Annotated in this window: 14 protein-coding genes and 1 pseudogene; 7 read left to right on the top strand and 8 right to left on the bottom strand. The window is 75.0% G+C overall.

The window, feature by feature from the left end:
• The first annotated feature begins 27 nt into the window (after positions 1 to 27).
• Complete coding sequence (locus ACMA1D_RS22135) at positions 28 to 1239, top strand: hypothetical protein (protein ID WP_414725760.1); 1212 nt, start codon at positions 28 to 30, stop codon at positions 1237 to 1239.
• A 199-nt stretch (positions 1240 to 1438) separates the two neighbouring features.
• On the opposite strand, the gene ACMA1D_RS22130 is transcribed toward ACMA1D_RS22135, so the two are convergent.
• From ACMA1D_RS22130 to ACMA1D_RS22115, 4 genes are all read right to left on the bottom strand, one after another.
• Complete coding sequence (locus ACMA1D_RS22130; protein ID WP_414725759.1) at positions 1439 to 3022, bottom strand: phytoene desaturase family protein; 1584 nt, start codon at positions 3020 to 3022, stop codon at positions 1439 to 1441.
• Positions 3023 to 3536: 514 nt separating this feature from the next.
• The gene (locus tag ACMA1D_RS22125) at positions 3537 to 4235 is read right to left on the bottom strand and encodes a TetR/AcrR family transcriptional regulator (RefSeq protein WP_414725758.1); all 699 of its coding nucleotides are present in this window, start codon (positions 4233 to 4235) and stop codon (positions 3537 to 3539) included.
• 44 nt (positions 4236 to 4279) lie between these two features.
• The gene (locus tag ACMA1D_RS22120) at positions 4280 to 6577 is read right to left on the bottom strand and encodes a YhgE/Pip family protein (protein WP_414725757.1); all 2298 of its coding nucleotides are present in this window, start codon (positions 6575 to 6577) and stop codon (positions 4280 to 4282) included.
• Complete coding sequence (locus tag ACMA1D_RS22115; protein ID WP_414725756.1) at positions 6549 to 7475, bottom strand: ATP-binding cassette domain-containing protein; 927 nt, start codon at positions 7473 to 7475, stop codon at positions 6549 to 6551. The genes ACMA1D_RS22120 and ACMA1D_RS22115 overlap by 29 nt, the downstream gene beginning before the upstream one ends.
• Positions 7476 to 7884: 409 nt before the next feature.
• Here ACMA1D_RS22115 and ACMA1D_RS22110 point away from each other — a divergent pair, with 409 nt between their 5' ends.
• From ACMA1D_RS22110 to ACMA1D_RS22100, 3 genes are all read left to right on the top strand, one after another.
• The gene (locus ACMA1D_RS22110) at positions 7885 to 8406 is read left to right on the top strand and encodes an SAV_6107 family HEPN domain-containing protein (RefSeq protein WP_414725755.1); all 522 of its coding nucleotides are present in this window, start codon (positions 7885 to 7887) and stop codon (positions 8404 to 8406) included.
• A gap of 120 nt (positions 8407 to 8526) precedes the next feature.
• Positions 8527 to 9300 carry a class I SAM-dependent methyltransferase gene (locus ACMA1D_RS22105; RefSeq protein ID WP_414725754.1) on the top strand — a complete coding sequence of 258 codons (774 nt, stop codon included), beginning with the start codon at positions 8527 to 8529 and terminating at the stop codon, positions 9298 to 9300.
• Positions 9301 to 9593: 293 nt separating this feature from the next.
• Positions 9594 to 9998 carry a DUF3040 domain-containing protein gene (locus ACMA1D_RS22100; protein ID WP_414725753.1) on the top strand — a complete coding sequence of 135 codons (405 nt, stop codon included), beginning with the start codon at positions 9594 to 9596 and terminating at the stop codon, positions 9996 to 9998.
• Between the two features lie 323 nt (positions 9999 to 10321).
• On the opposite strand, the gene ACMA1D_RS22095 is transcribed toward ACMA1D_RS22100, so the two are convergent.
• The 4 genes from ACMA1D_RS22095 to ACMA1D_RS22080 all read right to left on the bottom strand — a co-directional run bounded on the left by ACMA1D_RS22095 (position 10322) and on the right by ACMA1D_RS22080 (position 15983).
• Complete coding sequence (locus tag ACMA1D_RS22095; RefSeq protein ID WP_414725752.1) at positions 10322 to 12745, bottom strand: transglutaminaseTgpA domain-containing protein; 2424 nt, start codon at positions 12743 to 12745, stop codon at positions 10322 to 10324.
• Positions 12742 to 14106, bottom strand: coding sequence for a DUF58 domain-containing protein (locus ACMA1D_RS22090; RefSeq protein WP_414725751.1), 1365 nt, complete (start codon positions 14104 to 14106; stop codon positions 12742 to 12744). Before ACMA1D_RS22090 ends, ACMA1D_RS22095 begins: the two co-directional genes overlap by 4 nt.
• Entirely contained in the window at positions 14106 to 15104 is a 999-nt protein-coding gene (locus ACMA1D_RS22085) for an AAA family ATPase (protein WP_414725750.1), read from the bottom strand. The genes ACMA1D_RS22090 and ACMA1D_RS22085 overlap by 1 nt, the downstream gene beginning before the upstream one ends.
• A gap of 321 nt (positions 15105 to 15425) precedes the next feature.
• Entirely contained in the window at positions 15426 to 15983 is a 558-nt protein-coding gene (locus tag ACMA1D_RS22080) for a beta-class carbonic anhydrase (RefSeq protein WP_414725749.1), read from the bottom strand.
• A 382-nt stretch (positions 15984 to 16365) separates the two neighbouring features.
• Between ACMA1D_RS22080 and rsmH the strand changes: the two genes are divergently transcribed.
• From rsmH to ACMA1D_RS22065, 3 genes and pseudogenes are all read left to right on the top strand, one after another.
• Positions 16366 to 17325, top strand: coding sequence for a 16S rRNA (cytosine(1402)-N(4))-methyltransferase RsmH (rsmH, locus tag ACMA1D_RS22075; protein WP_414725748.1), 960 nt, complete (start codon positions 16366 to 16368; stop codon positions 17323 to 17325).
• Positions 17322 to 18047, top strand: a complete 726-nt coding sequence (locus ACMA1D_RS22070) for a septum formation initiator family protein (protein ID WP_414725747.1) — start codon at positions 17322 to 17324, stop codon at positions 18045 to 18047. Before rsmH ends, ACMA1D_RS22070 begins: the two co-directional genes overlap by 4 nt.
• A gap of 33 nt (positions 18048 to 18080) precedes the next feature.
• Positions 18081 to 19123 (top strand): annotated as a pseudogene (locus tag ACMA1D_RS22065) (hypothetical protein); the annotation flags it as partial.

Here is a 19123-nt window from a genome sequence, read left to right as displayed (position 1 = left end):
CCTGACGGCCGGACGAGAGGGGCGTACATGGGCTGGGCGGTCCTCTACTGCGCGTTCGGCGTCGTCGCACTGTGGCTGCTCGGCGAGGTGCTGCTCCAGTACAAGGCGCGGTTGCGCTGGCGGCTGCTGGCCTTCGGCGGCTTCCTCGGCGTGGTGGTCGGCGTCGTCCTGCCGTCGGTCCTGGTGATCGCGGCGGGCGCGGCGGCCTTCGCGGTCGGCCAGACCTACGTCACGCTCTCCTTCCGGCGCGGCTTCGCCACCGGTTGGGCGCTGCGCCGCCCCGCGAACGGGGCCGGCGGGCGGGCGTCCGCCGGGCGCGGGTCCGCCGGCAGCAAGCGCCGCCGCGGCGCTGCCGCCGAGGTCTCCGAACCCACGCTGCGCGTCTCCGACCTCCAGGCCGACGAGGCGACACCGCCGCCGCCCGCGACCGCCCCGGCCCCGGTGCCGACCTACCAGCCTGAGCCGCTGCCCGACGACACCGACGGCTACGGCATCTACGGCCTCGGCCCCGCCACCGCCCCGCCGGCCAACGCGCCGGACGCCGGGTACGCGGCGGCGGGCGACCAGGCCCCGGCCGGTGACGACGGCACGGGCCACCCGGCCTACGCGGCCTACGCGGGCCACGACGCCGCCGACGGCCAGCACGGCTACCCGCCGCCGGCCGGCGACGGCTACGACGGATACGGCACCCCGTACGCCGGCTACCAGGAGCAGCCCTACGGCGCCCCGCCGGCGCACCCGCCCGCGGACGACCCGTACGCCCACACCGCTTCCCCCGACGACTACGGCCCCGGCCCGCTCGGCACCCCCGACCCCTTCGCCCCGGACGGCTACGCCCCCGGCCCGCACGCCCCCTACGACCAGCAGTCCCCGCCCCAGGACGGCTACGCCGCGGGCGCCTACGGCCAGGACGGCTACGACCAGGGCGACTACGGGCCCGGCGGGTACGCGGCGGGCGCCGGCTATGCGGGCCCGGCGGGGTACGGCACCGACGGCTACGACCCGGGGCCGGCCGGCGGCCCGGCCGCCGGTGCGTACGGATCGGGCGACTACCCGGCGGACGGCTACGGGACGCCTCAGCCCTACCAGGCCCAGGCCCCCGGCTCGCAGACCCCGCCGGACGGCGTCTGGGTCCCCCAACAACGCGACGGCGAACTCCCCGTCGCCCCGCCCCAGCCCTACCCGTCGTACGACCCCGACCAGCGGCACACCGGCCACGACGAGCAGTACCGCTACTGACGGGCCGCGCTGCTGCTCGCGGGCCGGCGGGGCAGCGCCAGCGGGCCGGTGTGCGCCGCGGCGGACGGGCAGCCCGAGGGCGCCCCGCGCCGCCAGCACCAGCCACGTCGCCCGCCAGCCAGCCACCGGCCACGTCGCCCCCTGCCCGCGCCGGCGGGTCACCCTCTCGCGCCGGTCGCCCGCCGTCGGGTGGTCGCGCCTACTGCGAGCCGCGCCAGTCAGCCCCGTCCACGATCAGGCCCGCGACCATGGCGCCGGACATGCCCGCGTGGGCGAGCCCGCCGCCCGGGTGGGACCAGCCGCCGACCCGGTACAGGCCCGGCAGCGGAGTGACGTTGGCCGGGGCCAGGTGGGCGCCGCCCGCGCCGGCGAGCGCGGGGGCCGGCACGGCGCCGCTCGCCACGCCGGTGTCCCGAGCCGTGTCGCACGGCGTGCGTATCTCACGCCAGAGCAGCCGCTCGGACAGCTCCGGCAAGGCCGCAGCCGCGGCGGCCAGCAGCCGCTGGGCCGCCTGCTCGGCCACCGCCGGGTCGGTCCAGTCCACCGCGGGGTGCGGGCGGGCCGCCGACGTCAGCGTCACCGCCTCGTGGTCACCGTCCGGCACCAGCTCCCGGTCGTCCGGGCGCAGCACCGTCACCGTCGGCTGCCGGGCCACCCCGCCCCCGGGCCCGTCGGCCGTCGCCCGCCGGCCGGGGCGCGCCGGGAACAGTTCCGCATACTCGGCATCGGGGTCCGCCGGGTGCACCACCGTGCGGTGTGCCGTGCCCGCGGGCCGGGCGCCGCGCAGCGCCAGCAGCACGGAGAACCGGCCGAGCTGCCCGCCTCCCGCCGCCGCCCCGGCGCCGCCCGCACTGCCAGCCCCAGCGGGGTCCGCAGCGCCGTGGGGACCTTCCGTGGCGAACCGCGGCGGGAGCAGCCGTGCCAGGCCCGCCGGGTCGACGCCGGCCACGACCAGGTCCGCGTCGACCACGGTGCCGTCGGCGAACTCGACGCCCGCCGCCCGACCGTCCTTGACCAACACGGCACTGGCCTCCGCGCCGAAGGTGAACTCCACCCGGCGGGCCAGGCACCGCTCGTACAACGCGTCGGCCAGCGCCCGCACCCCACCCCGGACGTACCAACTGCCGAAGGTCTGCTCCAGGTAGGCCAGCACGGTCGCGCTGGCCGGGGCGTGGCGCGGGTCGAGGCCGTACGCCAGGGCGTGGGCCTCCAGGAGGGCGGCGAGCCGCGGATCGGCCAGCTCCCGGCGGGCGACCTTGGCCAGCGGCGCCGGGCCGCGCCGCCACCAGGCGCGCCGCAGCGCCGGATACGGGTCATCGCCCAGCGCCGTCGGGTCGGCGCGCAGCGGCTCTTCCAGGAGTGGGCGCCGGGTGGCGTCCCAGACCTCGCGCGCCCGGTTGATCAGATCGCTCCACCGCTCACCGGCACCGGCGCCGAACGCGCCGTCCAGCGCGCCGACCACGCCCGCGCGGGACGCGTTCGGCAGGGTGAGCGCGGTGCCGTCGGCGAAGACGTGCGCGCCGGCCGGGTCGACCTGGCGCAGCTCCACGCACTGCTCCAGCGGCTCCTTGCCGGTCTTCACGAACAGATCGCGGTAGACCGCAGGCAGGTGCAGCAGCCCGGGGCCGGTGTCGAAGCGGAAGCCGTCCCGCTCCAGCCGGCCGACACCGCCGCCGTGCGTGTCCCCACGCTCGTACACCGCCACCCGGTGGCCCGCGACGGCCAGCCTGGCGGCGGCTGCCATCGCGCCCATCCCGGCGCCGATCACCGCAATCCGTGCCATGCCAGCGACTGTATCCGCCACCACTGACAACGCCCGGGCCAGGGCCGCGCCACCCACCGTCTAGGTACCCGTACCTAGATGCCCAGATGAGTAGCCGGGCGGATGGGGTCCGCCCTGGTCAGCCGGAAGAGTGAGGGGCGCGACAGGGACGCTGGCGCCGCACCGCCGACACGGGGCGGCGGAACGGCGCGGCGGCCCCGTCGTCGGGGGTGGGTCGCCCCGGGGGCCCCGCACGGGGCGCACGCCTCGGGACGATCGGGCACGGGGGAGCACGGGGGAGCAACAGAGGCGCTGTTCCGGGGCCGGTCGAGGGGGATCGATCGGCGCCAGGACAGCGCCTTTCCCGTTCCTGCCCCGTTCCCTCCGCCCCGCCCCGCCCCGTTCCGTACCGCTCCCTCTGCCCTGTATCGCTCTCCGCCCCGCCCGCCCCGTACCGCTTCCCTGGGACCGGTCGCCGCCCGCCCGGCGCGTACCGGACGGCCCGCCCGCGCTGTCGCGCATCAGGTGCCGGGCGTCACCCCTCGGCGCCCTGGGCGGCGTCCTCGGCGGTGCCCCGGCCGGTCGCCCCGGTGCCTGAGACCCGGCCCTGGACCAGCAGGGACAGCGCGGCGTGCACCTCGTCGATGGAGCGCTGCGGCTGGTACGAGCGCCAGTCGAGCGCCGCCACCAGAACCATCCCGAACAGGGCCGACGCGGTGAGACCGATGTCGATCTCCGCGCTCAACTCGTCCTTGGCCACCCCGTCCCGCAGCACGGACTCGATCACGGCGAGCACCTGCGCCCGCACCACCATCAGCGTGGACTGCCACGCGCGGTTGGTGCGCCACAGCTCGGCGGCGTAGAGCTGGGTCAGCGCCGGATAGCGGTCGATGAACACCAGGACGGCCCTGATCATCGCGTCCAGGGCGTCGATGCTGTTGCCACCGCGCGCGGTGGCCTCGTCGGTGGCCCGTTGCAGGGCGTCCCGCAGCAGTTCGATGCCGTGCCGCAGCAATTCCTCGAACAGGACGGACTTGCTCGCGAAGTTGTAGTAGACGGTGCCCTTCGCCACCCCCGCGCGTTCGGCGATCTCCTCCACGGTGGTGGAGGAGAAGCCCTGTTCGGCGATGAGCGTGACCGCGGCTTCGAAGAGCTTGCGCCGGGTGGTCTCGCGCCGCTTGTCGGAGGCCGTCCCCGCGGGCCGTTTCGGGGTGGGTGGAGCGCTGGTGTCCATGACCCCGATTCTGCCCGCCCGCGGGGACGGCGGGGCACCGTCGCTCACAGTGTGAGCTCCGGGTGCAGCCGGTCCACCGACCACACCTGCTTGCGCCGGGCGGTCACCGTGGTCAGCGCGAGCGCGCCGAGCGTGAACGCCGCCAGCACCACGCTGCCCTGCCAGACGGGCGTCAGGTCACCGCCGGTGATCAGCCGGCGCAACGAGTCCACCACGTAGCTCATGGGCAGCAACGGATGCAGCGCGTTGAAGAACGCCGGGCTGGTCTGCACCGGGTACGTGCCACCGGCCGACGTCAACTGGAGCATCAACAGGGCGAGGACGAGAATCCGCCCGGCCGGCCCGAAGCGGGCGTTGAGCCACTGCACGATGGCGGCGAAACAGCAGGTCGCCAGCGTCAGGAAGGCGGCGGTCCCGGCGGTGCGCGCCATCTGGAGGCCGAGCCCCCAGTGCAGCACCGCCAGCAGCACGGCCGTCTGGACCACTCCGATCGCGGCCACCGGCAGCCAGCCCGCCAAGGCGATCCGCACCGGCGAGGCCCCGGCCGCGAGCGCCCGCCGGTTCAGCGGCTGGATGAGCATGTACGCGACCATCACACCGACCCAGAGCGAGAGCGGGATGAAGTACGGGGCGAATCCGGTCCCGTAGTTCGGCGCCTTGTGCAGCGACTGGGCGGCCAGCTTGACCGGGTCGGCCATCACCTCCGTACGGGCGTCCCGCTCGTCCTTGCCCAGGTCGGGGATCTTGCGGGCCCCGTCGTGCAACCCGCCGGCCAGCTTCTCCGAGCCGTCCACCAGCTTGAACAGGCCACCGTCGAGGTCGCCCGCGCCGGTGTGCAGGTCATCGACGCCGGTGTGCAGCGAGGTGGCGCCGTTCTTGGCACCGGTGAGGCCGGTGTGCAGTTCCGTGGCGCCGGTGGCGACCTGGTGGGCGCCGGCGTTCAGAGCGTTGATCTTGGCCACCGCGGAGTCGACGTCCTGGCCGAGCCCCGGCGCGTGCCGCGCCAGCCAACGCGCCTTGTCGCGGACCTCGCCCAGGTCGCCGGCGAGCGTGGCGAGGCCGGTGGTGTTCTGCTGCACCAGCGCGTTGAGGTCCTCGGCCACCTCGGCGGTGCTGCGCGCCGCGGCCACCGCGTCGCGGAGCGGCCCGCAGGCGGCGCCGTCCGGCACCGCGCTCGCCCCGGGGGCGCGCGGAGACGCGCTGGGGGCGGCCGGCGCCTTGGTGCCCGCGCCGTCCGTACCGTTGGGCGGCGCGGTGGGGGAGGGGAGGCCGCCGTCGGTGGTTCCGGCCGTACCGGCACCGGCACTCGTACGAGCACTGGTACCGGTGTTGGCGCTGGTGCCCGTGGGGGTCGGGCGGGGCGTCGTGGTGCCGTCGGTCGCGCACTGGGTGCGGTACGCCGCGGCCAGTTCATCGGCCGCCGACCGCGCCGTGCCGGCCGCGGTCGCGGTGGTCGCCGGGAGCGTGCCGAGGTCGTCGCCGATGCGCTGCGAGGCGTCGGCGACCAGCTTGGCGGCCTTGCCGATCTCGGCGCCGTGCTCCTTGAGGAAGTCGCGGGCGTGCGCGTTGTCCCGGTAGGCCGCATTGACCTTGTCGGCGAGTTGCTGGGTGCCAGCGGCGACGTCCCCCGCACCGGTCTTGAGCCGGCCGGCGCCGGAGTGCAGCTTCGTCACGCCGCCCTTGAGCGACTTGCTGCCCTGCTCGGCCTTGTCGAGCCCCTTGTGGAGCTTGTCGGCGCCGTCCTTCGCCTTGCCGATGCCGGTGCCGAGGTCGTCGGCGCCCTTGGCCGCGTCCGCCGTCTTGCCGTGCAGGTCGGAGAAGCTCACGAAGATCTTGTCGTAGAAACCGCGCGACGCCTTGGTCGACGCTGCGGCCCTGACCTCGGAGAACACGGTGCGCGAGATGGATCCGACGAGGTAGTTGTTCGCATCGTTGGTGTGTACCTGGAGCGCGCCGGCCTCCGGCGCGTCGCCGGCGCTCGACGCGATCCGGTCGCTGAAGTCGGACGGCACCGTCAGTGACAGGTAGTACCGCCCCTTCTCCACCCCGTCGCGCGCCTGTTCCGGGCTGGTCTCCTGCCAGTCGAAGGTGTTGCTCTTCCGCAGGTTCTTGACCAACTCGTCGCCCACGGCCACCTCCTCGCCGTCGACCGTGGCCCCCGCATCGGCGTTGACCAGGGCGACCGGAAGCTTGTCCAGCCGCGTGTACGGGTCCCAGAACGACCACAGGTACAGCGCCCCGTAGAGCAGCGGCAGCAGCATGATCGTGACCAGCGCGACCCGCGGCAGCTTGCCCCGTCCGAACCGCCTGAGCTCAAGCGCGGCCAGTTTCGGCGATCGCATCGCACGTCCCTTCATCGGATGCCTGGTCCCGGTGTCCTGCGCGGCGCGCCGCGGGGGCGCGAAGCGCTGCTCCTGGCGGTGTGCCTGGCTCTGCCTGTGGCGCCGGCTGTGTCCCGGGCTCTGTCTCCGTCCCTGCCTCGACCCGTTCAGCGGCGTCCGTCAGGGCGTGGTCGGCCGGGTCGGTGGAGACCACGACGGCGCCGGGCGGCGGCTCGCTGCACACCGCGAGCACCGTCGTGCCGCCATCGGCGACACCCCGCAACAGCGACCAGGCGTGCTCCCGATCGGCCGGCCCGAGCTTGAGGTCGACGTCGTCGACGGCGACCAGTCGGGGCGCGCCGATCAGGGCGAGCGCGACGGAGAGGCGCAGCGCCTCAAGCCGCTCCAGGTCGCGTACGGCGGTACGCGGCCCCTTGGGCAGCTCCGTCAGTTCCCAACCCACCCGGTGGAGCGCGTCTTCGATGCGGGCGCGCGATGTGGCGGCGCGCTCCCGGCGGGGCCGGAACAGGCCGCGGACCGGGCCGTCGAAGCGGCGCGCGAGCAGGGCGCGTTCGTGCAGTTGCTCGGCGACGGTGAGCGCGGGTTCGAGGTCGCTGACGCCGGGTACGGGGCCGAGCCCGGTGACGCGGCGTACGGCCGACATCTGCCGCGGCAGCCGGTGGCCGGCCACCTCGGCGCGGCCCGCGGCGATGCGCATCCGGCCGGTGAGCGCGAGGAGCAGACAGGTGCGGCCCGAACCGGACGGGCCCACGACGGCGAGCAGGTCGCCGGGCCCGGCGGCCACGCTGACGTCACGGAACGCCCAGCCGCGCGGCCCGCGCACACCCAGCCCCTCGGCCGTGACGGCCGCCCCGGCCCGGGAGTGGACCTCCTCGGCGGAACGAGGGGAACGGAACACGAGACTCCTTTGATCTGACTGGTCAGTTCAAAAAGTATGCATTGCTGGACCTGGCGGGGTGCATTTGGGGTGTATCGCCGGGTGCGGGACTGGGGGTGGGGCCGGTGCTGATGCTGGCGCTGGGCGCGGGTGGCGGGGCCGGGCGGCCGGGCGGCGCGGCGGGGAATCGGCGCGATGTGATCGCCGTCCACAGGGCGCGGTCGAGGGCCCGACCGTGCCCCGCTCACCGAGCGCCGCCGACCACACCCGTACGGCACCCACAACACCCGCCACGACCCGCCGACAGACGCCGCCGCACCCCGCATCAGTGCAGGTCAGGGCCGATTGTCAGTGGTGTGCCCCACGATGGGCACATAAGGCGGCCCCAATACCACACGGTGGGCCGCCCAACGACGACAGGAGGTTCGTCATGGCCAGTACCGCCGCCGCACGACGGCACCGTGCCGCCGCTGCCCCTTCGTTGCCCGGCCCCGCGAGCGATGTCCACCCCGTCATCCGCCGTGCCACGGCCCCACCCGCGGCCCTCGATCTCCTCACCCAGGCCCACCAGGGACTGGAGGAGGCAGCCGTCCTCGCCGTCCCCAACGAGCGTTTCGCCACCGCACACCTCGCGGCCCTGCGCACCGCAGCCGCCGTCCTCGCCGTCCACGGCCGACCCGAGACCAACCCCCGACGCAGGCAACGCATCCGCAGCGCCTGGGAAGTGCTTCCCGAGGTGGCGCCCGAGCTGACCGAATGGAGCGCGCTGTTCGCCTCCGGCGCCGCCCGCCGAGCGCGGGCGGAGGCGGGCATACCGGGCGCGGCGAGCGACCGCGACGCGGATGACCTGCTGCGCGACGCCGGCATGTTCCTCCGCATCGTGGAACGCATGCTGGTGCTGCAACCCGTGCTGCCCCGGCAGGCACCACGCGAGGACGCGGCGGAGCACTGACCCGCACCGCGCCCGCGCCCGGGCGCGGCTCCCGAGGCAATAGGCTGGGGCCCAACGACGTCAGTTTCTCGCCCGCACCGCCGCAGGCCGTGCGGGCACCGCGCCGAGGAGCCACCCGCTGTGTCAGACCCGATGCGCCCCCGTGCGTCCCTCCGTACCGCAGTGGTCTGGGAGGTGCTCAAGGACGCCCTGGACCGTCGAGTCAAGGCCGAGGTCCAGGGCGGCACAGGAGCGCGTGACGCCCTGGACGTCCTGGACACCGGCGGCGGCACGGGGAACTTCGCCGTGCCCGTCGCCCGGCTCGGCCACCGGGTCACCGTCGTGGACCCCAGCCCCAATGCGCTCTTCGCGCTGGAGCGCCGGGCCGCTGAGGCGGGCGTGGCCGACCGGGTGCGCGGTGTGCAGGGCGATGCGCACGGCCTGTTCGACGTGGTGGACCGCGGCGGGTACGACGTGGTCCTCTGCCACGGCGTCCTGGAGTACGTGGACGACCCGGCCGAGGGCGTGCGCAACGCCGTCGCCGCGCTGCGGCCCGGCGGCGTGCTCAGCCTGCTCGCGGCGGGGCTCGGTGGCGCCGTGCTCGCCCGCGCCCTCGCCGGCCACTTCACCGAGGCCAGGCAGGCGCTCACCGACCCGGCGGGACGCTGGGGCGCCGGCGACCCGGTGCCGCACCGCTTCACCGCCGATCAGCTCTCCGAACTGGTGACGGCCGCCGGGCTGCGGGTCGGCGCGGTGCACGGCGTGCGCGTCTTCGCCGACCTCGTCCCCGGCGTCCTGGTGGACACCGAGCCCGGCGCGATGGAAGCCCTGCTGCGTCTTGAGGCAGCAGCGGCGGAACAGCCTGCTTTCCACTCGGTCGCCACCCAGTTGCACGTACTGGCCGAGCAGCCCTGAATCTTGCCCCAACCGTCACTCGCGTGGACTAGCGCGCGACAAAGGTCGTGGGGCAGGCGTGCAGTCGGCCACAGGCCACCCGATCAGCCTGTTCCCCCCGTATGATCGAGGGCATACGGTCCGGCATGGCGGGTCGGTGGGTGGGGAATGGACGTCTCAGAGCCATCAGGCACCACTGCGGTACTGGTGGGTGAATTGGCGCAGAGGGGCGGGTTTCACGGGGGCGATTCCCTGCCTATCCTGGAAGGGTCGCACCCCGGTCGCCCCCCGCGACCGACGAGTAGGAGGACTCCGTGCCGCTCTCGGAGCACGAGCAGCGCATGCTCGAGCAGATGGAGCGAGCGCTGTACGCCGAAGATCCCAAATTCGCGACGGCGCTTGAGGGTAGCGGCCTGCGTACGTACACCCGGCGACGGGTCTACCAGGCGGTCGCGGGTTTTCTGGCAGGCATCGCGCTCCTCATGACTGGGATGGTTGCCCAGCAGATCTGGATCAGCGTGGTGGGCTTCCTCGTCATGCTGGGCTGCGCCGTGCTGGCCGTGACCGGCTGGCGCAAGGCACCCAAGCCGGGCGAGCAGGCGCGGGGCGGTGGCGGTGGCGCGGCTGCATCGCGCGGCCCGAGCCGGCAGCAGCGTCGCTCGGTCATGAACCGCATCGAGCAGCGGTGGCAGCGTCGCCGCGATGAGCAGGGCCACTAACAGCGACATCCGAGGCGTCACGGACGCGGGGGTACGGGCCTCCCGTGCGGCGCCAGAACCCTCGCCGTCACCCCGTTCGCGGGGCACCGGACGAGGCCGTTGAGCCACTGGGCACGACAAGGAGCTGTGGGCGGAGCATCTCGAAGGAGATGACCCCCACAGCTCTTTTGCGTGCTCGGCCCTGGTGGTCTCGGCCCTGCTCTCGGCCCGTGCCGGGGCCCGTCCTCCCGTGCGAGAACCGGGCCCGCACCCGGGCCCCCCGGGCGGGCCCGGTTCTCGGAATGGCTGGCCCCGGGCGGTGGGAAGCCGCCCGGGGAACGTGGTCAGCCGCGCTGGCGGTACGGGAAGCGGAGGCCGGTCAGCCTGCGTTGCCAGCGCGAGGTGCGCCAGCGGTCCGCCCAGGCGGCCCGCCGCAGCGCGAACTGGGTGGCCACCCGCGACGCCGACCGGGGCAGCAACAGCGCACGCAGCCGGGTGGGCCGGGTGGCGGTGTCGCGGAGCCCGGCCGTCACCAGGCGGACGTCCTCGGACAGCCCCGCCACCGGCTGCGGATGCGGCGCGTACCAGGTCTCCTCCACGGCCGCCGCCAACCGCTGCGCGGCAGCCGCGGGTGGCCCGGTCAGCCCGCCCCCGTCGACGATCCGCGCTGCCGCCTTGCGCGGCGTCAGCGAATCGTCCGGCGGTATGCCGTAGTCCCAGCCGGTGTCGAGCAACTCCTGCCACGCGGCCTCCGTACGGGCCGTGGCGGCGTCCGTCCGGCGTCCCGGTGGTGCACCGAGCCGACGGCTGCGGGTCCGCAGCCGCCACAGCATCGGCAGCAGCGGGAGGACCAGCACCGCCAGCGCACCCGAACCGATCAGCGTGATCTTGCCCCAGGGGGTGCCGCTGTCCCGGTCGGGGTCGTCCGGTTCCTTCGGCGCCGGACCGCCGCAGTCACCCAGCCGCTTCAGGTCGGGCGTGCAGCTCTCGGACGGCGAGGGCGCGGCCGAGGACTCCTGCGAGCGGCTCGGCTGCGGCAGCGGGTCGGTCGAACCGTCGTCCGCGGGCAACTCGTCGATCGTGTAGTCGGGCTGGGTGCCGCGGCTGGGCGTCGGCTCGAAGCGGGTCCAGCCCACGCCCTCGAAGTACAGCTCGGGCCAGGCGTGGGCGTCCCGCAGCCCCACCGACATGGAACCGTCCGTCTGGGCCGCGCCCGGGGTGAAGCCGACCGCCACGCGGGCCGGGATGCCCAGGGTCCTGGCCATGGCCGCCATCGTGAACGAGAAGTGGACGCAGAACCCCTCGCGGTCCTTGAGGAAGCGCGCGATGGCCTTGCTGCCGCTGCCCGCCTCCACCTGCGTGTCGTACCGGAAGCCGCCTTCCAGCGTGAACCAGTCCTGCAACTTGACGGCCTGCTCGTACGCGTTGCGGGCCCCCCGGGTCACCTCGTCCGCCCGCTCGGCCACGATCGCGGGCAGCGAGTCGGGCACCTCCGTGTACTCCCTGAGCAGTTCGGGCGAGGGCGGCGGGGCCTGGGCGAGCTGGGTCGCGGTGGGCTGGACGGCCAGGCTGGACACCTCGTACTGGATGCCGCGCGTGTTCTGGCCGCGGTCGCCGACGATCGTGCGGCCCTCGGGCTCGAAGCGCCACCGCCCGTCCAGCCGCACGCTGGAGGCCGGGTAGGGGAGCGGGAGCCAATTCTGCGCGTACCAGTCGGCGGCCTTGATGACGGACTCGACGGGCTGGGTCCGGACGTCGGAGCGCAACCCCGGCGGGGACGGCATACGGTCGGGCACGTCCTGCACCCGGCGCTCGGACGGCTTCCACGAGGAGCCGTCGAACTGGTCGAGGGCCACGATGCGCAGGTACAGGTCCTGGGTCTCGGTGGTGGAGGTGCGGTAGCGCAGCACCTCCTTGTCGTCCGGCTGGTTCAGGCTGTTCTGGAGCGAGACCAGGGGGTTGACCGCCGAGATGGTGCCGCCGTTGCCGTCGCCGCCGCCGTTCGCGCTCTGGTCGAGCAGGCCGCCGCCGAGGGACGGCAGCACGGCCGGCACCGCCAGGGCGATGCCGAGCGCGAACACGCCGATCCGGCGGCCGGTGCGCAGCGGGGACGACGAGGAGCCCGCCCCGTCCAGGCCGGACGAGGCCCGGCCCTGGCCGCGCGGGCCCGCCCCGCCGCTGAACACCCGACCCCACTGGGACAGCCGGTCGCGCCCCTCGGCCAGCAACAGCAACAGGTAGCCCGCACCGGCCACCAGGAACCACAGCCAGTCGGAGCCGCCGTCGGAGAGGCCGGCCGCGATCGAGAACAGGGCCAGCAGCGGCAGCCCGGCGGGCGCCGCACTGCGGAACGTCACCGCCAGCACGTCCACCACCAGGCCGATCACCAACACCCCACCGACGAGCAGCAACTCGATGCCCGTGGTGTCCGGCGCCGGGATCGCGTACTTCTCGACGTCGTCGACGCCAGCCGAGAGCAACCGGCCGAACTCGCGGAAGACCGCAGGGCTCGGGACCACCCCGCCCAGCGCCTGATCCCGGGCGAACGTCCAGGTCAGCAGCAGTAGGGCGGCAACGGCCTGGGCCGCGACGGTCAGCGGGCGGGCCAGCGGCACCCGGCGCGCCAGCACCCCGACCCCGGTCTGCACCGCGAGCAGCACCACCGCCTGCAACAGCCACCCCGAGCTGTCGACCAGCGGCAGCAGGGCACAGCTCGCCGCGAGGGTGGCCAGAGCGGCGCTCACCGCCAGCCGCGCACTCCCACTCATTGCCAGCCTCCGTTCGCCGCGCCCGGTGCCGAGACGCCGCTGTGGTGCGCCCGGTACTGGTCCGCCTGGCGCCACAGCTCGGGCAGCGCCATCCCCGGGGCGACCGGCAACGCCGCCCAGCCCGCGTCCCGCAACAGCCGCAGCCGTTCCTCCAGCGGGCCCGGGTCGGTCCCGGCCGCGCCGCGCGCCCAGGCCGCACCGTCGAGCACGAACGCCACGGCCACCCCGCTGCGCTGGCGCAGCCGGGCGAGCAGCGTCGCCTGCTCCTCATTCAGCTCGCCGACGAAGGCGACGAGCAGCCCCTCATTGCCCTGCCGCAGCACGTCGTGGGCGCGCGAGAAGCCGGCGCCGTCCGAGTGCTCCACGACCGCGAGGGTGTCGAGCAGCAGCCCGGCGGCATCGGCCGAATCGTGCGCGCTGGCGTGGCCGCCCGCACCGTCATGGCCGGGCACAGAACTCCCGGTGTCGGTCAGCAGCCGCACCGAATACCCCCGCTCCAGCAGGTGCACCGCGGTCGAGGCCGCGCCCGAGACGGCCCATTCGAAGGGCGAGTCGGGGCCGGCGCCCCGATGGGCCGTGCGCCGGGTGTCCAGCAGTACCGTGCAGCGGGCACGCCGCGGCTGCTCCTCGCGGCGCACCATCAGCTCGCCGTGCCGGGCGGTGGAGCGCCAGTGGACCCGGCGCAGGTCGTCGCCGTGCCGGTAACCGCGCGGGATCACGTCGTCCTCGCCGGCCAGCGCCAGCGAGCGGTACCTGCCGTCGCCGTACCCCGCGGCCTCGCCGGACAGCCGCACCGCCGGCAGCGGTTCGGCCCGCGGCACCACCGTCAGCGTGTCGTAGCCGCTGAAGGCGCGGGTCAGCTCGCACATCCCGAACGGGTCGGCCAGCCGCAACTGCAACGGCCCCAGCGGATAGCGCCCGCGCAGGTCGGAGCGGACCCGGTAGGAAACCTCGCGCCGGCCGCCGGGCTCCACCCGGTCCAGCACGAAGCGGGGCCTTGGTCCCAGCACGTACGGCACCCGGTCCTGGAGCATCAGCACGCCGGTGGGCAGCCGGGACACGTTGTCGATCCGCAACTGCACCCGGGCCTCCGAGGCCGCCGGCACCCGGCCGGGGTCCAGCCGCCGGCTGCCCGCCACCTGGTGGCGGGTGCGGTAGACCACGGCCACGCACACCAGCGGCAGCGCGGCCAACATCAGCCCCACCCGCAGCAGGTCCGCCTGGCCGAGCACGAAGCTGCACACCGCGGCGGCCAGCCCGGCGGCGAGGAAGGACCTGCCGCGCGTCGTCAGGCCGGCCAGCGCCACGTACAGACCCGCAGGGCTCGGATCGCGGCCCGCCGACTTCCCCCCGGCGGACATCAGGCCCTCCGGGCGCCCGGAGGCTGCTGGCCGTACGGCGATGGCACCGGCGTGCGGTGCAGGATCTCGCCCACGATCTGCTCCGCCGTACGGCGGTTGAGCTGTGCCTGCGCCGTCGGCAGCAGGCGGTGCGCCAGCACGAAGACGGCCAGCGCCTGGACGTCGTCGGGCAGCACGTACTCCCGGCCGCTGAGCGCGGCGGCGGCCTTCGCGGCCCGCACCAGGTGCAGCGTGGCCCGCGGCGATGCGCCGAGCCGCAGCTCGGGGTGGTGGCGGGTGGCGGAGACCAACTCCACCACGTACCGCCGCACGGGCTCGGCCACGTGCACCCCGCGCACCGCCTCCACCAGCTTCACGATCTCGTGCGCGTGCGCCACCGGGCGCATCGCGTCCAGCGGGGAGACACCGCCGTGCACGTCCAGCATCTGGAGCTCGGCCTCCGGGTGCGGATAGCCGATGGAGACGCGGGCCATGAACCGGTCGCGCTGCGCCTCGGGGAGCGGGTAGGTGCCCTCCATCTCGACCGGGTTCTGGGTGGCCACCACCATGAACGGGTCGGGCAGCCCGTGGGTCTCGCCGTCCATCGTGACCTGGCGCTCCTCCATCGATTCGAGGAGGGCGGACTGGGTCTTGGGCGAGGCGCGGTTGATCTCGTCACCGATCACGATCTGCGCGAAGATCGCACCGGGCTTGAACTCGAACTCCTTGCGCTGCTGGTCGTACACGCTCACCCCGGTGATGTCCGAGGGGAGCAGGTCGGGGGTGAACTGGATGCGGCGCACCGAGCAGTCGATGGACCGCGCCAGGGCCTTGGCCAGCATCGTCTTGCCCACGCCCGGGACGTCTTCGATCAACAGGTGTCCCTCGGCCAGCAACACGGTCAGCGAGAGCCGTACGACCTCGGGCTTGCCCTCGATCACACCCTCCACCGACCTGCGGACCCGATCCGCTGTGGTGGTCAGATCGCTGAGGCTCGCTCGCTCGTCATAGGTCGTCACCCGGCCCTCCTCGGCCCGTTCCCGGACCGCGCCCAACCCTGGGGAGCGGTCCACCGCACAACACGACATCGGGCCCCGCGACGGCGGATGGCGATGTCACCTAGGCATTCTTGCCGCCAATGCCGCTCGCCGTCACTCGCCTGTGGATAACCCGGTGCGGAGGTGCCGTGCGCGCTGCGTCCTGGCGGCTGTGGCGCCGCCGGTTCGGCGTCGCCTTCCTGGTCCGCGGCGCCCGCCGTGCCGGCGCGTGGACCGTGGCAGGGTGAGCACAGGCACGTCGCTGGGCACTGTGCTCACTGGACCTGCGGGTGGTGCTGGGACTCAGGCGCGCGGGCTGATCTCGCGCAGTAGACCGGTGGTCACGTCGAAGACGAAGCCGCGTACGTCGTCCGTGTGCGGCAGGAACGGCGAGGTGCGCACCCGCTGCATGGACTGGCGTACGTCACCGTCCAGGTCGCGGAACGCCTCCACCGCCCACGCCGGGCGCTGGCCGACCTCTTCTTCGATCTCGTGCCGGAAGTCCTCGGTGAGGGAGAGCAGACCGCAGTCGGTGTGGTGGATCAGGACCACGCTGCGGGTGCCGAGCGCGCGCTGGCTGATCGTCAGTGAGCGGATGATGTCGTCGGTGACCACGCCGCCCGCGTTGCGGATGGTGTGGCAGTCACCCAGTTCGAGGCCGAGCGCGGCGTGCAGGTCGATCCGGGCGTCCATGCAGGCGACGACCGCGACCCGGCGCACCGGACGGGCGTCCATGCCGGGGTCGGTGAAGGTGGCCGCGTACTCCGCGTTGGCGGCGACCAGGGAGTCGGTCACGGTTCCCAGCGGGGCGCCGTCGCCGGCGGGGGCGGAGGACTGGTGCGAAGGTGCAGGTGTGGGCATGGCATGACCGTAACCGCCACCGGCCCCCCATGCCGCGGGAGGGTGGGGCAAAGGCGAGCAACTAGGTCGGGTGTGAGGTAACCCACAGGAGGGCGGTTGGTCCGCCGTACGGGTGAAACGGGCGGTAAAGAACGGGTGGGAGACGCGCTGGCCAGTTGGTTGACCGAGGGGACGAGTGGACTAAAGTGACGCGAAGTGGGAGACGTGGCGCTCCCCTTCGAATCGACAAATCTCCCGCGTGTGCGGCGTGTACGTGCCACTCGGCCTCCTCCCGCTCCCGGCCGCCTGACGTCACTTCCCCGGCGCCAGTAGGCCGCTTCCCCTTCAGCGAGCGGGCGGGGACCCGGCGGCACGCGACAGCCCACCCTCTCTGGAAGGGCGCATGAGCAGCAACGCTCTCCACGTACCCGTCATGCTCCAGCGCTGTCTGGACCTGCTCGCTCCGGCGCTGGCCGAGCCCGGGGCGGTGGTCGTGGACTGCACGTTGGGGCTCGGCGGACACAGCGAGGCGCTGTTGGCGACCTTCCCGGCCGCCCGGCTGATCGCGCTCGACCGCGACCCCGCCGCCCTCAAGCTCTCCGCCGAGCGCCTGGCCCCGTACGGCGACCGGGCCACCCTGGTGCACGCCGTCTACGACACGCTGCCCGAGGTCCTGGACCGGCTCGACGTCCCCCGGGTGCAGGGCGTCCTCTTCGACCTCGGCGTGTCCTCCATGCAATTGGACGAGGCCGACCGCGGCTTCGCCTACGCCCAGGACGCACCCCTGGACATGCGCATGGACCAGACCACCGGCATCAGCGCGGCCGAGGTGCTCAACACCTACCCGCCGGGCGAGTTGGTGCGGGTGCTGCGGACGTACGGCGAGGAGAAGTTCGCCCGCAAGATCGTGGACGCGGTGGTGCGCGAGCGGGAGCAGGAACCGTTCCGCAACAGCGCCCGGCTGGTCGACCTGATCCGGGCGGCGCTGCCGCAGGCCGCCAAGCGCACCGGGGGCAACCCGGCCAAGCGCACCTTCCAGGCCCTGCGGATCGAGGTCAACGGCGAGCTATCGAGCGTCGAGCGCGCCATCCCGGCCGCCGTCTCGCGGCTGGCCGTGGGCGGGCGGATCGCCGTACTCGCCTACCAGTCGCTGGAAGACCGCCTGGTCAAGCAGGTGTTCGCGGCCGGCGCCGCCAACACCGCACCGCCGGGACTGCCGGTCGTGCCCGAGCGGTACCAGCCGCGGCTGCAACTGCTCACCCGCGGCGCCGAACTGCCCACCGAGGAGGAGGTGGCCGAGAACCGGCGCGCCGCCCCGGCCCGGTTGCGCGGCGCGCAGCGCATCCGGGAGGACGCGCCGTGAGCGGCCAGGCGCGCCGCACCGGCGAGGGCCGGGCGCCGCGGCTGATCCGGCTGCGGCCCGCCGGAGCGGCGGGTTCCGCGCGCCGGGCGCCCTTCGCCCTGCTGATCGTCTTACTCCTCGGCTCCGGCCTGATCACCCTGCTGCTGCTGAACTCCTCGCTCAACCAGGGCTCGTTCGAGCTGTCCCGGCTGGAGCGGCAGACCAACGACCTGACCGACGAGGAACAGGCCCTCCAGCAGGAGGTGGACGAGCTCGCCCAGCCGGACACGCTCCAGCGGCGGGCCAGGGAACTCGGCCTGGTGCCCGGTGGCGGCCCGGCCTTCTTGAACCCCGACGGCACGGTGCGCGGCGTACCCGCGCCGGCCAGCGGGCGGCCGACCACCCAGAGCGGGCCCGCGACCCAGCCGCCGCCCGCCCTCCGCGCGCCGGCCACGCCCCGGACCACCGCCACCCCCGCTGGTCCCACCACGTCCGGCACCCCGTCGCCGCCGCCCCCCGCGGCGAGCGCGTCCGGTGCGGCCGGTGCGGCAGCGGGCGCCGCCGCAGGGCCCCGCCAGACCGAGCCAGGCGCCGCCCCCACCGCCGTACCCGCACCGCCCGCCACCGCACCTGCCGGTGCGGGCCAGGCCCCGGAGCAGCCCGCCGCGGGGCCGGCGCCCGAAGGCCAGGACGCCCCCGGCGCCCCGCAGCAGGCGAACCCCATCCCGACCCACGGCAGGTGACGCTGTGCCGCACGTTCACGAGGGAGCCCGGCGATGACCGGCAGGGAACCACGGGACCCGCGCGAGCCCGGTGACCGGCGCGGCCCCGGTGAGCGCCGCGACCAGGGCCCCGCGCGTGAGGGCGGCCGGGCGCCGGGGGAGCAGCGCGGTGGCCGGCTGCCGAGTGACGCCCGTGAGTGGGAGGAGCGCCGTGCCGCGCGCGAGGCCCAGCGCCGACGCCAGGCGGACGAGGCCGCAGGGCCCGGACGCGACGCGCCCCGCGGACGGCAGCCCGAGCGCGTCGATCCGGCCCGCCCGCCGCGCCGTTCGGCGCGTGACCTCGGCCCCTCCGGCGCGCCGCGCCGCACCGCGCAGGGCGACCCCGACGCCGGCGGTCCGCGCAGCCGCACCCCCCGCGACCGTGACCGCGCCGACCAGGGCGGTGTGCCAGGGCGCCGGGGCGAGGGGCCGTTCGGCGACCGCAGCGCCCTCGGCCGGGCCCGCGGCGCCGATGCCGGCGCGGGCCCGCGCGGCGTGCCCCGCCGCGACGGTGTTCGCCAGCCCGAGCGCCCGCGCCGCAGCGAGCGTCCGCCCTTCCGTGCCGAAGACACCGGCCCTGCCGAGCGGGCCGGCCGCCCCGCACGCTCCGACCGCACCGGCGCCGACGAGCGCGCGGCCTGGACCGACCGCGCCCGGCGCACCGATCGGACCGACCGCCCGGGCCGGGCCATCGACCCCGACCGCACCGGTCGCGCTGACCGTGCAGACCGCGTAGACCGTGCCGGCAGATCCGACCGTACGGACCGCGCCGAGCGACCGCAGCGGGGCGTTGGACCGCGCCAGGACGGACCGGCCCCCCGCGGCCAGGCCCGCCCGGGTACGCGCGAGGGCGCGCGCGATGCCGCCGCTCGCCGGGATGCCGCCGCCCGCCGCGACGCGGCCACCCCGCGGGACGCCGCCCGCCGCGAACCTCCCGGCCCCGCCCCAGCAGCCGCCCGCCGCGACGGCGCCCGGCCGGCCCCCGGTACCTACCGGGACGAGGCCGAGCGGCTGCGCGCCCGCGGCCCGTACGGACCCGGCGGCGACCGGACCCGGGG

The organism is Streptomyces sp. 796.1 (assembly GCF_047525675.1).
In the GTDB taxonomy this organism is placed as follows: domain Bacteria; phylum Actinomycetota; class Actinomycetes; order Streptomycetales; family Streptomycetaceae; genus Streptomyces.
This window is presented reverse-complemented; position numbering and strand designations above follow the sequence as displayed.